The sequence below is a fragment of the Heyndrickxia sp. FSL K6-6286 genome, assembly GCF_038630395.1.
GTDB classification, from domain to species: Bacteria; Bacillota; Bacilli; order Bacillales; family Bacillaceae_C; genus Heyndrickxia; species Heyndrickxia oleronia.
Genome location: NZ_CP152029.1, coordinates 2,004,932 through 2,018,945 on the forward strand (window position 1 = coordinate 2,004,932; position 14,014 = coordinate 2,018,945).

The 14,014-nt window shown below is 36.4% G+C and carries 11 protein-coding genes and 1 other annotated feature; of the genes, 7 read left to right on the forward strand and 4 right to left on the reverse strand.

The features are described from left to right. Nucleotides 1-10 precede the first annotated feature (10 nt). Nucleotides 11-1,213, forward strand: coding sequence for a DNA polymerase IV (locus MHI39_RS10090; protein WP_071976144.1), 1,203 nt, complete (start codon nt 11-13; stop codon nt 1,211-1,213). A gap of 8 nt (nt 1,214-1,221) precedes the next feature. Here the strand turns inward: MHI39_RS10090 and MHI39_RS10095 are convergent, their stop codons facing one another. Further along, nucleotides 1,222-1,674 carry a YueI family protein gene (locus tag MHI39_RS10095; protein ID WP_071976143.1) on the reverse strand — a complete coding sequence of 151 codons (453 nt, stop codon included), beginning with the start codon at nt 1,672-1,674 and terminating at the stop codon, nt 1,222-1,224. Nucleotides 1,675-1,978: 304 nt separating this feature from the next. Continuing rightward, nucleotides 1,979-3,484 carry a glucose-6-phosphate dehydrogenase gene (gene zwf / locus MHI39_RS10100; RefSeq protein WP_071976142.1) on the reverse strand — a complete coding sequence of 502 codons (1,506 nt, stop codon included), beginning with the start codon at nt 3,482-3,484 and terminating at the stop codon, nt 1,979-1,981. 233 nt (nt 3,485-3,717) lie between these two features. On the opposite strand from zwf, the gene rnz reads away from it, so the two are divergent. Together rnz and MHI39_RS10110 are read left to right on the forward strand one after the other, a co-directional pair. Further along, on the forward strand, nt 3,718-4,632 hold the full coding sequence (gene rnz, locus MHI39_RS10105; RefSeq protein ID WP_071976141.1) for a ribonuclease Z: 915 nt from the start codon (nt 3,718-3,720) through the stop codon (nt 4,630-4,632). Between the two features lie 355 nt (nt 4,633-4,987). Then, nucleotides 4,988-6,160 carry an IS256 family transposase gene (locus tag MHI39_RS10110; protein WP_071976245.1) on the forward strand — a complete coding sequence of 391 codons (1,173 nt, stop codon included), beginning with the start codon at nt 4,988-4,990 and terminating at the stop codon, nt 6,158-6,160. Nucleotides 6,161-6,780: 620 nt separating this feature from the next. Here the strand turns inward: MHI39_RS10110 and namA are convergent. Further along, a complete protein-coding gene (gene namA, locus MHI39_RS10115) occupies nt 6,781-7,800 on the reverse strand; it encodes an NADPH dehydrogenase NamA (protein ID WP_078109410.1) in 1,020 nt (339 codons plus the stop codon). A 288-nt stretch (nt 7,801-8,088) separates the two neighbouring features. Then, a complete protein-coding gene (proC, locus tag MHI39_RS10120) occupies nt 8,089-8,901 on the reverse strand; it encodes a pyrroline-5-carboxylate reductase (protein ID WP_078109409.1) in 813 nt (270 codons plus the stop codon). A gap of 173 nt (nt 8,902-9,074) precedes the next feature. After that, nucleotides 9,075-9,290 (reverse strand) — a binding site (T-box leader). Between the two features lie 174 nt (nt 9,291-9,464). On the opposite strand from proC, the gene MHI39_RS10125 reads away from it, so the two are divergent. The 4 genes from MHI39_RS10125 (at nt 9,465) to nhaC (ending at nt 13,925) form a co-directional block, all read left to right on the forward strand. After that, nucleotides 9,465-10,430 carry an MBL fold metallo-hydrolase gene (locus tag MHI39_RS10125; protein WP_071976137.1) on the forward strand — a complete coding sequence of 322 codons (966 nt, stop codon included), beginning with the start codon at nt 9,465-9,467 and terminating at the stop codon, nt 10,428-10,430. Nucleotides 10,431-10,441: 11 nt separating this feature from the next. After that, nucleotides 10,442-11,239, forward strand: coding sequence for an SDR family oxidoreductase (locus MHI39_RS10130; protein WP_078109407.1), 798 nt, complete (start codon nt 10,442-10,444; stop codon nt 11,237-11,239). A gap of 40 nt (nt 11,240-11,279) precedes the next feature. Continuing rightward, on the forward strand, nt 11,280-12,377 hold the full coding sequence (locus MHI39_RS10135; RefSeq protein ID WP_078109406.1) for an amidohydrolase: 1,098 nt from the start codon (nt 11,280-11,282) through the stop codon (nt 12,375-12,377). 120 nt (nt 12,378-12,497) lie between these two features. After that, the gene (gene nhaC / locus MHI39_RS10140) at nt 12,498-13,925 is read left to right on the forward strand and encodes a Na+/H+ antiporter NhaC (RefSeq protein WP_078109405.1); all 1,428 of its coding nucleotides are present in this window, start codon (nt 12,498-12,500) and stop codon (nt 13,923-13,925) included. Nucleotides 13,926-14,014 lie beyond the last annotated feature (89 nt).

Sequence of the window (14,014 nt, forward strand, 5' to 3'; positions counted from 1 at the left end):
AAGTGAGCAGATGAAGCAATACTATCCAAAAAATGGACGGGTCATATTACATGTTGATATGAATAGCTTTTTTGCATCTGTTGAAATGGCCTATGATGCCTCTCTAAAAGGGAAGCCAATTGCGGTTGCAGGTAATCCTGAGGAGCGGAAGGGCATTATAGTTACTTGTAGCTATGAAGCAAGAAAATTTGGTGTCAAAACAACGATGGCAGTTTGGGAAGCAAAGAAATTATGTCCTAAATTGATTATACTAAGACCGAATTTTGAGCGGTATCGTGAAGCATCAGGTGCGATGTTTGATATTTTAAGACAATATTCTGAGTTAGTTGAACCCGTTTCGATTGATGAGGGATATATTGATATTACAGAGAGCTATGAGCTTGGCACTCCGCTGGAAATTGCTACTAAAATTCAGAAACAATTATTAAATGAGTTGGATTTACCTTGCAGCATTGGAATAGCTCCAAATAAATTTCTTGCTAAAATGGCATCGGATATGAAGAAACCAATGGGCATTACCATTATGAGAAAAAGAGATATACCTGAAAAGATTTGGACTTTGCCACTAATTGAAATGCATGGAATTGGAAAAAAAACTGCAGAGAAATTAATGAATATAGGATTGCAAACGATTAAGGATTTAGCCTATTCAGATGAAAAGCAGCTTGAGAAAATACTTGGTATTCGAGGCATGAAATTAAAAGAACGTGCAAATGGAGTAGATTTGCGTACAGTTGATCCTAATGCAGCAAATGACTTTAAAAGTGTAGGCAGCTCGACCACATTACCGAAGGATTGTTCCAATCAACAAGAGCTTCTAAAAGTGCTTGAAAGGTTAGCATTAGAAACTGCACAACGTTTAAAGAAGAAAAACTACCTAACGAAAAATGTATCCATTACAATAAGATACAAAAACCGCAGCACTATAACAAGAAGTCGAAAGCTCAATAATCCTATCATTCAGTACAGTGATATTTATAATGCTGCGAAGGTACTTTTTATGAAGCATTGGAATGGAAATCCTGTTCGTTTACTAGGGGTTACAGGGCAAGATCTTGTCGATCAGCAACATGCTGTTGAACAACTTAATTTGTTTTCCTATGAAAAGGCTGCAGTTAAAGAACCTTTATATAAAGCAATTGATCAATTACGCGAAAAATATGGTGAAAATGCAGTGTTAAAAGGTTTAAAAAACAATGACAGAAAGAAATAGCAAGCCTTTTATTTTTTTCTTCTATTAAGAGTACTCTTTATAGAGGACCAAAAGCTTGCTTTTTTCTGTTTTTTTGATTTAGGAGTCAGTTCATTAGTGATATAAATATTTTCAATATTAATAGCATAATCAAGTGCAAGAACTAATCCAATCGATGTATTAGAATCATTATTCGTAATGATGGAATAAGGATTCCCACGTTTTTTTGCAATTTGTATATATTTAGAGAGAGAAGGATAATTTATGTCTCCATTTAATAAAAGCTTCGAATTTGGATACTTTAACATCATTTCCTCAATCTCGAAATAAATCTTGTTTTCCATTACTTGGCTTTTTTTTAGGGCAATAATGATTCGCTCACGAAATGTACCAAGAAATTTCCTCTTTTCATCAGGTTTTATTTGTTTATCCCCGTACATCCCTTTTTGTAAATAATCATCAATATTTGGCTGTCTAGACAAGGCACAATCCTCCTATATAATAGAATCCTAATTATAACATAGGCAATTGAAGATAAATTGTTACAAATGATTGTAGTTATTGGTGTTTTCTTTAAAGCCCAACTGCCAGCTTTTACACCCAATAAAGGGTTCAGGATTCTTATGGAGTTTGCAACTTTTTTCTTAGGGAAATGAAAGGTGTAGTGGACTTCAGCCGTGAGGAAAGAGGCTAAAAAAAGAATCCATCTTGATTTTTGTTCAAAATGGATTCTTTTTCTTTTGCTTACTTTTTAAAAGCATTGTTCGGATTTGTTTAGGAGAATTATTATTTACAATCTTCTACATCGAGATCAGTTACATTCCACCAGAAAAATCCATCTTTTTCGACAAGTTTATCTGCATCGTCTGGTCCCATAGAACCGGAAGAATAGTTGGGGAAAGTGCTAGATGTTGTATTTTCCCAAACCTCTGAAATCTTATCTACAAATCTCCATGATAAGGCTACTTCATCCCAATGAGTAAAGTTTGTTGCATCTCCCTGTAAGCAATCATAGAGGAGTTTTTCATAAGCCTCAGGAGTATTAATTCCATTTGATCCTTCATTTGAAAAATTCAATTTGACAGGATTGGTTTGCATATTCTGACCTGATTTTTTTGCGTTTAGGTGTAGAGTAATTCCTTCATCAGGTTGAATATGAATAACAAGCAAGTTTGGATTTAACTGATCATGATTATTTTTGTAAAGATTCATTGGTATGTCTTTAAATTGGACAACAATTTTGGTTGATTTTGCTGTCATTCGTTTTCCTGTACGGATATAGAACGGGACACCTGCCCATCTGAAGTTATCAATCATCAACTTACCAGCTACAAATGTTTCTGTATTTGATTGAGGATCTACGTTTAATTCGTTTCGATATCCTTCAACCTTTTCACCATCAATGGAACCAGGTCCATATTGTCCTCGTACAAAATAGTTATTTACTTCCTCTCCTTCAATTGGACGCAATGCACGGAAGACTTTAACTTTTTCACTACGTATTTCATCCGTAGATAAGCGAATAGGGGGCTCCATTGCTAATAACGCTACCATCTGTAGCATATGGTTTTGTACCATATCCCTTAAGGCACCACTTTTTTCATAATATCTTGCTCGTTCTTCAACACCGAGTTTTTCGCTAGAAGTGATCTGGATATTTGAAATATAACGATGATTCCATAATGGTTCAAAGAAAGCATTAGCAAATCGAATGACTTCAATATTCTGTACCATTGCTTTGCCAAGGTAATGATCGATACGATAAATTTCTTCTTCAGCAAATGATTGTCTGATCTGCGCATTTAGTTTTTCTGCAGATTCTAAATCATGTCCAAACGGTTTTTCAATTACTAAGCGTTTGAACCCTTCTGTTTCCGTTAGACCGTCTGATTTTAAATGATCTGCAATCGTTCCAAAGAACTCAGGGGCCATTGCTAAATAGAAAATTCTATTTCCTTGTAGTTCATATTTGGAATCAAGTTCTCCAGCTAAATTACGTAATTTTATGTAAGACTCAGAATCAGTTACATCATGTGGTTGATAATAGAAATGAGAAGCAAAATCATCAATTTGTTCATTGGAACCTAGTGCTGTTAATACGGAATCCTTAACATTTGCACGAAATTCCTCATGTGTCCACGGGCTTCTAGCCGTTCCGATAATCGCGAATTTATCAGCCAGTTTGCCTTTTCTATATAAATGAAAGAGGGAAGGATATAGTTTTCTCTTTGCTAAATCACCTGTTGCACCGAAAATCATAATTAATGATGTATGTGTTTCGTTTGTTGTCATCGTGGTTTATTCTCTCCTTTTTTGCATTCTAGTTTATAGGATACCAATAACTTGTTGTTAATAGTTAAGAATCATAAAATTTTTATTGTGTTACTTTTTTCTCGTGCATCCAAGTATTAAATTTACTCCATTCTTATATGAATTAGCAACTGATATGCAATTAACGCACTAAAGACTATTTTATGAAAGATATGATAATATAAATAAATAGTTGTTTTTTGGGAGGGACTCTCTTGGATATTTTATTTTTAGGAACTGGTGCAGGAATACCAGCCAAGTTACGAAATGTTACATCTATTGCATTAAAATTGCTAGAAGAAAGAAAATCAATATGGTTATTTGATTGTGGAGAGGCGACGCAACATCAAATTTTACATACATCATTAAAACCGAGAAAATTGGAAAAGATTTTTATTACCCATTTACATGGTGATCATATTTTTGGCCTTCCAGGTTTATTAGGAAGTCGATCTTTCCAAGGAGGGGACACAACCTTAACCATTTATGGTCCAAAAGGAATCAAAGATTTTATTGAAGTGTCCTTAAGGGTGAGTGAAACCCATTTACAATACCCATTAATAATTGAGGAAATTAGTGATGGCATTATATTTGAAGATGATCAGTTTGTCGTTGAGGCGGCTACATTGGACCATGCTGTTCATAGCTATGGCTATCGAATCACTGAAAAGGATCGGATAGGAACCTTAGATGCCGTTAAGCTAAAGGAAGACGGGATTCCTCCAGGACCTATCTATGCCAAATTAAAAAATGGGGAAAGCGTATATCTAGAGGATGGACGATTGATCCATGGAAAAGACTATGTTGGCCCGAATCAAAAAGGTAAGATAGTCACAATTCTAGGAGACACAAGACCATGTGAAAATGCGATTCGTCTTGCGCAACAGGCTGACCTCTTGATTCATGAGGCGACATTTGCAGGGGATAGTGAAGAAATGGCTCATAACTATTTCCACTCAACAACTATTCAGGCTGCTAAAGTCGCGTATGAGGCCAATGTGAAAAATTTATGCTTAACACATATTAGCTCAAGATATGGAAAAGGAGATTGGCAACAATTAATTGAGGAAGCAAAAACGATTTTCCCTCAAACATTGATAGCACATGATTTTATGGAAGTATCTATCTAAATGAGCAAAATATCATATCGTCTATGAGGCTAGAATAGACAATATGTGCGACAACCAAAGGTTTTGAAACAGATAATGGAGCGAAATGCAGAAAAATGTGTGTCAACTAGAGGTTTTGAAACAGATAACAGAGCGAAATGCAGAAAAATGTGCGTCAACCAGAGGTTTTGAAACAGATAACAGAGCGAAATGCAGAAAAATGTGCGTCAACTAGAGGTTTTGAAACAGATAATGGAGTAAAATGGATTAAGTCCGTATAATTGTGTAAAAAGAAAATGCAAAAAAAATGAGTCATTTTATTCACTCTTGGCAACACTGTTTTCAACCACGATAAACAATGAAAAGAGGAATAAAAATGACTCAAGTACAGTTTAACCTAAATTTGGATGTTTTAAAAGAAGCCATTGTAAATTCCAACCTTGATATGGTTATAAAATCAGCGGTTGTCTTAGTACTAAACGAATTTATGGAAAAAGAAAGGGATGACTATTTAAAGGCTGCACCTTATGAACGAGCTGTTGAACGCCGTGACTATCGCAACGGTTATTATGAACGTGATCTTATGATGAGCATCGGTACCTTAACACTTAAGGTACCACGGACACGCAACGGGGAATTCTCAACTACCGTTTTTGAAAAATATGCCCGTTGTGACCAGGCATTGGTCCTCTCTATGCTGGAAATGGTCATCAATGGTGTTTCAACTAGGAATGTTACCAATATTGTCGAACAGCTTTGCGGCAAGAACATTTCCAAGTCGTTTGTATCATCACTTACACAAAAGCTTGATCCCATTGTGAACGAGTGGGCTAAGAGACCCTTAAATACAACATACTACCCTTTCGTATTCGTTGACGCTATGTATATAAAGGTGCGCGAGCACCAAAGCGTTGTTTCCAAGGCTGTTTATATTGCCACTGCCATTACTGAGAAGAATACACGTGAAATAATTGGCTTGAGTGTTGACCATGCGGAAAGTTATGAGAGTTGGGGGCAGTTCTTCCAACAGCTAAAATCACGGGGCCTTCAATCTCCCAAACTAATCATCTCTGATGCCCATCAAGGTCTCCAAAAAGCGATACAGCGTGAATTTATTGGGACAGCTTGGCAAAGATGTAATGTCCATTTTAAGCGAAATATCTTTGATAAACTTCCCAAAAAGAGCTCGGCTGAAATCAAGACAATGATCAAACGCGTATTTGAAGCAGTAACCATTGATGATATCCGTCTGTTTAAAGATGAGCTAATGAGTAGGTTCGGGACAGAGCCAAAGTTTGAAAAAGCACTCTCTATATTAGATGAGGGGTTCGAAGATACCATCCAGTATATGATCTTTCCCGAAAGTATCCGATGCCACATCCGTAGTACCAATTCCCTTGAACGGTTGAACCAAGAAGTCCGTAGAAGAGAAAGGGTCATACGTATTTTTCCAAACACCCAATCGGCTTTTCGCTTGATTGGAGCTGTTCTAATGCAATATCAGGATACGGTTTACGCTAAGAGAAAAGCACTTATGGGTGGAAGATAGAACAGATTATTTTCAGCTAAACTTCCATCATGGATGATCACATATCCGGTAAGGGATGTCAAATTGAAAACCATTTGACATCCCTTACCGGATATGAAGTTCAAAATCCATGGAAGTTTCGCAAAAAAAATAAAAGGGTTAAGGTTGAAAGTACTTGCCAGTGATTTTACACAAAAACCAGGACTTGACTGTAAAATGCAGAAAAATGTGCGTCAACCAAAGGTATTGAAACAGATAACAGAGCGAAATGCAGAAAAATGTACGTCAATCGAGGTTTTGAAACAGATAATGGAGCCGAATGCAGAAAAATGTGCGTCAACCAAAGGTATTGAAACAGATAACAGAGCGAAATGCAGAAAAATGTGCGTCAACTCGAGGTTTTGAAACAGATAATGGAGCCGAATGCAGAAAAATGTGCGTCAACTCGAGGTTTTGAAACAGATAATGGAGCCAAATGCAGAAAAATGTGTATCAGCGAAATTCACAGAAACAGCTATCAAAAAAAGTACCTCAGTCAAAAGTTCTGAGGTACTTTGGCATTTAAAAAAATACTTTTCTTATAATTTGTTGCTTTTCAATATTACTTTACAAAAAATATGCTAAACAACAACAAACTTTTCTTATTTCCATCCACGTTCATACTGTACGGGGCTGTCTATCGCAATACCAAGCTCTTTTGCGGCTTTTCTTGGCCAATAAGGATCTCTTAATAATTCACGTCCTAATAAGATTAAATCAGCACGGTCATTTTGGAGAATTTCCTCTGCTTGTTGCGGAGATGTAATTAGCCCTACTGCACCAGTATCGATGTTTACGCCTTGTTTAATTTCCTGTGCAAATGGTACTTGATAGCTTGGATAAACAGAGATTCTTGCTGGAACAACGGCACCTGAGCTTACATCAATAAGATCGACTCCTTGTTCCTTCATCCATATACCGAATTGAACATAATCCTCTGGAGTTAATCCTTCAGCATGATAGTCATTAGCAGATACTCGAACCATAAGCGGTCCTTCCCATACTGATTTCACAGCTTCAATGATGTCTCGTAAAAAACGATAGCGATTTTCAGCTGAACCTCCATATTCATCTGTTCGCTTGTTCGAAAGTGGAGATAAAAATTCATTGATTAAGTAACCATGTGCCCCATGTAATTCAATTACTTCGAAACCAGCTTTTTTTGCACGTAAAACGCCTTGTTTAAATGCCTCAATCGTTTCCTCTATATCTGATTTAGACATTTCCTTCGGTGTTTTACTTTTATTATCAAAAGCAATAGCGGAAGGGGCAATAATTTCTCCTTCTAGTTCGGCTTTTCTACCTGCATGCGCAATTTGAATTCCAGCGACAGAACCATGTGACTTAATAAGTTTGACTAATTCTGATAATCCTTCAATATGGTCATCATTCCAAATTCCTAAATCTTGAGGGCTAATTCTGCCTTGTGGTGTGACAGCGGTAGCTTCAAGAATAATCATTCCTACCTGCCCTACGGCCCGACTTGTATAGTGAGTTCGATGCCAATCGGTTACTTTCCCATCTTCAGCTTCACATGAGTACATGCACATTGGTGACATGACGATTCTATTTTTGATGGTAATATTCTTAAGTGTATATGGTTCAAATAATTTTACAGTCATTTCTTTCCCTCCTCAAAGATTAATAAAAATTATAGCAATAGCTAGTGGTTGAGGAAAGAAACTTGCTTGGGAAGGCAGCATATGGGAGGGACCTTTGTCTGTTTTTATATAGTTTGTTGCTTTTGTAAATGCCTAAGAGCCGGCTTTTATACCTAATAAAGATTTAGCGATTCTTATGGAAATTGCCGCTCTTTTCTCAGTAAAAGGATAGATGTAGCAGTTTTCAACCGATAGTATTCGTTAAAAGAGAAAAGAGCCTAATTAAATGCAATAGAATGAAGTATATCATTACTTTATTTTTACTGTTCTGGAAAGTCTTCTAGATTGTAAAGTAGCTTCTTTAATACAATGTATAAATGCTTCCTTTACTTGATTATTCTCGAGAACCCGTATTCCTGCCTCCGTTGTTCCACCAGGGCTTGTCACTGCCTTTCTTAGATCTGCAGGAGATTTATCTGAAACACTGAGCATTTCTGTTGCTCCGAGAAGTGTTTGAATAATCAATTGCTTTGCAACTGTTTCTTCAAGACCAATTTCTTCTGCGGATTGCTGCATAGCCTCGACAATATAGTAAATATAAGCAGGTCCACTCCCAGATAAGCCGGTAATTGCATCAAGCTTTTCTTCCTCAACAATAGTAGTATTTCCTATTGCGGATAAAAGCTTTGTTGTATCATTTAATTGTTTTTTTGTAACGTCTGGACTTAGAGCAATAGCTGTTGCTGATTTTCCAATAGCGGCAGAAGTATTTGGCATTGCACGTATAATTGGGCAATTTAAAAGTGACTGGATATATGAAATTGAAATTCCAGCTAAAACAGATAAAATTAATGTAATAGGCTGAATATAGGGGCGAATCAATTGAAGTGCTTCATCGGCATCTTTTGGTTTCACTGCTAATACAATAATGTCTACATCATTAAGGAGTTCATCCAGTTTATAGGTTATTTGCACCCCGTATTTATCATGCAATGTGGATAATTTAATATCATCGGAACGATTGGTTACAAAAATATCTTTTTGGTCAATCAATTTCTTCTTTATGATTCCACTAATCATCGCTTCAGCCATGGATCCTGCACCAATAAATGAAATCTTCATCGTATTTCCTCCTTCTCATATGATTGATAAAGTTTCTTCCTCTTTAGTAAAATTCCCATTTTTAATGTTTTAAGTTAATGAAATAAAGTTGTTTTTGTAGGTTGTTTAGCGGCAGAATCTCCAGCCTATACTTTTGCAGTAAAGAAAAAGATAAATAAAAAACCCTTCATCCAAAAAAGGACGAAGGGTTGATTCGCGGTACCACCTTTATTAAATGCAGAGTTGTACTTCTACATTTATCTTGAACCGGTAACGTCGGGAAACGTATTGGTTTACCAATAAGCTCACAAGGTAGGTTCAATGAAAAAGTGGATGGTGAAGCCTTTCAGCCAGTGGACCTCACTCTCTTTCATCATTTTTCATCTAGTAGTCTTGTTCATTGCCGATGAATAATTAAATTATATCGATTATGCCGAAGATCGTGCTTGTTTGTCAAGCGATTTATTTAAATTTTCTGTTTTATTTATATCGATATAATGACATCCTTTATAAAACTAGGTACAATATATATAAATAACTTTTTAGAAATTATAGAAATATAGGATTAAGGGGGATGGAGAAAAATGGCTTCTTGGATTGGAAATATTGCAAAAATCATTTTACCGACACCTTTTGCTGTAGGAGATGTGAATGTTTATTTAGTGAAAGGGGAGGCTTTATCCCTTATTGATGCTGGGGTAAAAACAAAGGAAGCATGGGATTCATTTACTAAACAATTAGCCCAATTGGGTTATGCACCCAATGATATAGACCAAGTAATTTTAACCCATCATCACCCTGACCATGTCGGTTTGTTAGAATGGTTGCCAGATCATGTGAAAGTTTTGGGACACCCCTATTGTGAGCCTTTTCTAAAAATGGACACAGACTTTTTTATTGCTCATGATCAATTTTATTATGGGCTTTTCCAGGAGTTTGGTATCGAAGGTGAATTTAGCCCTCTTTTGAAAAAGTGGAAATCACCATTAAAATTCTCTTCTAAGCGACCATTAACAAATGCTATAAATGAAGGTGATAAAATAGAGGGATTGAATGATTGGGTAATCGTAGAAACTCTTGGACACGCTCAGAGCCATTTGTCCTTTTACCGCCCAAAGGATGGAATATTCATTGGTGGAGATCATGTGCTTGCGACAATTTCATCTAATCCATTATTAGAACCTCCATTACTCAAAAAGAATGAGCGTCCAAAACCACAGCTACAATATAATGCTTCCTTAAAAAAGCTATTTAATTATGAAATTAACAAGGTTTTTACTGGTCATGGTGCAGAAATTAATCATGTACACTCCCTAGTGGAAAGAAGACTACAAAGACAATATGATCGTGCGATGCAAGTAAGGGAAATGCTTCATAATCAAGCATTAACTACATTTGAAATCTGTAAGCAGCTATTTCCAGCCGTTTATCAGAAGGAACTAGGATTAACATTATCGGAAACAACCGCACAATTAGATTTTTTATTATCCATCGAGGTAGTTGAAAAACATGTGAATGACAATGGTGTGGCTTATTTTACAGCAGTATAGGAGTGGGAAGGATGGCAAATCAACGGCTACGAAATAAAACAATAGTAATTACAGGTGCTTCAGGGGGATTAGGTGAACAAATTGCCTTTTCATCTGCTAAAAACGGCGCTAATGTGATTTTGCTTGCTAGAAATATAAAAAGGCTAGAAGGAATAAAACAAGAAATTGAAGAAAATTACAAGGTCCAATGTGACGTGCATTATTTAGATGTTTCAAATCATGAACAAGTCTCAAAAGTATTTCAAAGAATCACCGAGGAAAATGGGGACATTGATGTACTAGTTAATAATGCAGGATATGGAATTTTTGAAGAAGCACATACAGTTTCCATTGAGCATATTAAAGGGATGTTTGATGTAAATGTACTTGGATTGATGGCATGTACCAAAGAGGTGATGCCTCAAATGAGGAAAAAAAGGTATGGACATATCATCAATATCGCATCTCAGGCAGGAAAAATGGCTACGCCTAAGTCAAGTATATACGCTGCAACTAAGCATGCAGTACTTGGATATTCAAATAGTATACGCATGGAATTATCCCTTTTTGATGTGTTTGTAACAACAGTGAATCCTGGTCCAATCGCAACCAATTTTTTTTCCATTGCAGATCAGTCAGGTACGTATGTTAAAAATGTAGAACGATTTATGTTAAATCCGGAAAAATTAGCGAATCAGATTGTGGATAGTATGCTAACAAATAAGAGAGAAATTAATGCTCCAAAATGGATGAATGCAGGGAGCATCATCTATACACTTTTTCCACGTTTAGTGGAAAGAGTAGGAAGAAAGGCCTTTTTTAAAAAATAGAAAATCTATATTCATATGGTTAAAGTTGGAGGTTAGAAAGATGATGGCCAATATAGAAACACAAATATTAAAATGGTTTGATCATTTTCACACACACCCGGAAGTGAGTTGGAATGAGGTTAATACAACAAATAAGATTGCCGAAATTTTAGATGAAGTGGGTGTATCGTATCGACGTTTTTCAGATGTGACAGGCTTAATTGCTGAAATAGGTGAAGGGGAAGAAGTAATTGCTGTCAGAGCCGATATGGATGCACTATGGCAAGAGGTGAATGGGGTCATGCAAGCCAACCACTCATGTGGACATGACGCAAATATTTCAATGGTTCTTGGTGCACTTCATTATTTGAAAGATCAACCCTTAAATAAAAGAGTTCGTTTTATTTTTCAGCCAGCTGAAGAAAAAGGGAATGGAGCACTAGCAATGATTGAGCGTGGGGCTATGGATCAGGTGAACTATTTATTTGGTATTCATTTACGACCGATTGAAGAGCTTCCATTTGGATTAGTAGCACCATCCATTCATCATGGGGCAGGGGTATTTTTAGAAGGGAAAATTATTGGTGAAGATGCACATGGAGCTCGGCCACATCAAGGAAAAAATGCTTTGGATGTCGTTGTTGGGTTGCATCAATTCTTGAAGTCTATATACATTTCACCTTTTGAATCGTATTCAACGAAATTAACAAAAATAATAGCAGGTGGGGAAAGCTTAAATATAATTCCTGGTGTTGCAGAGTTTGCTATTGATGTACGAGCACAAAAAAATTCTATACTAAATGAACTTCAGGAACGAATTGTGCATGGATTAAGTGGGTTAAAAGCTTTATATGGGGTTGACATTGAAACTCGTTGGGTGGATTATACGCCTGGGGCTGAAGTTTCAAAGGAAGCGGCATCGATCGCTGAAAAAGCTATTCGTCATGTAGTTGGTGATGTAGCGACCGCATCAGCGGTTGTGACATCGGGAAGCGATGATTTTCATTTTTATACGATTAAACATCCAAATGTGAAAGCGACAATGATTGGGATTGGTGCTGACTTGACACCAGGCTTGCATCATCCGAACATGACATTCAATCATAAGGCACTAGATATAGGTGCACGTGTTTTAGCTGAAACAATAATAAGAGCATAATTACCTATTAATAGCAAAACAAATTGACTCACAATGGAGGAAAATATATTATTATCCTAATAGCGTCTATTTAGCGACTATTTAAAATTATCCAAAACAAAGGGGATAGGGAGGATAATAATGATCAATGAAAAAGAAATGCCTTTTTGGAAGGCGGTTATTCCACTTATTGTGATGATCGTTGTAATGGGGATAACCATTATTAAATTAGAGCAAGGACCGCATGTTCCATTAATTGTAGGAACCACCGTTGCTGCTATTGTCGCATTAAGTTCCGGTTTTAAATGGAAGGATATCGAAGAATCGATGTATAAAGGAATTCGCCTTGCATTACCCGCTGTGGTAATTATTATGCTCGTAGGTATTACAATTGGTGCTTGGATTGGTGGGGGGATCGTAGCAACAATGATATACTATGGGCTGAAAATTATTACCCCATCACTTTTTTTAGTTTCGATTACGATTATTTGTGCAGTAGTCGCTTTAGCGATAGGAAGTTCCTGGTCAACAATGGGAACCATCGGGGTAGCTGGCATGGGAATTGGTCTTAGTATGGGGATACCTGCTCCAATGATTGCAGGTGCGATTATTTCAGGTTCATATTTTGGTGATAAAATGTCACCGCTTTCAGATACAACGAATTTAGCCTCAGGGCTTACAAATACTGATTTGTTTGTACATATTAGACATATGTTGTTTACAACCATTCCAGGGCTAGTGATTGCCTTAATTGTGTATGCAATTTTAGGAAAGAATTTCGGAAAAAGCGGTGTGGATACAGCAGATATTCAGCAAACAATCTATGTTCTTCAAGATAGTTTTGTTATTTCTCCTTACTTATTAATTATTCCAGTTCTAGTTATCGTTTTAGTAGCTAAAAAAGTCCCTGCCATACCCGCATTACTTATTGGAATTATTCTTGGCTTTTTATCTCAAGTATATATTCAAGGAGGAAATTTTTCGGGAGCAATTGAAGCTTTGCAAAGTGGATTTACAATAAAAACGGGGAATACCATGGTGGATGAATTATTTAACCGCGGCGGATTAGATTCCATGATGTATACGGTTTCAATGACAATTGTTGCAATGACTTTCGGCGGTATTTTGGAGCATACTGGTATGTTGAAAGCAATTGTGAATCAAATCCTAAAGGTTGCTAAGTCATCTAAATCATTAGTTGCTTCGACAGTTGTTTCATGTTTTGCAACAAATGCAACATGTTCTGAGCAATACATTTCAATTGTCATTCCTTCTCGAATGTATGCAAATGCATATAAGGAAAAGGGGCTCCATTCGAAGAACCTTTCACGTGCATTAGAAGATGGAGGGACACTAACCTCTGTTTTTGTTCCTTGGAATACATGTGGAGTATTTATTTTAGGAACACTTGGAGTACCTACTCTACAATATGCACCATATGCGGTTTTAAATTTTGTAATACCAATCATTTCAATTGTATATGCATTGACGGGATTCACTATCACGAAATTATCTAAGACAGAAATGCGAGAGTTGAAAGAGGAAGAACATTCTTCAATAAATGTATAAGGCTTATGCACAAAACTGTTGATATCTATTTAGAATTGTTTATTACAAATTTTTTACTCTCCTAATAATTTGTAGAATAAGAATAAGAG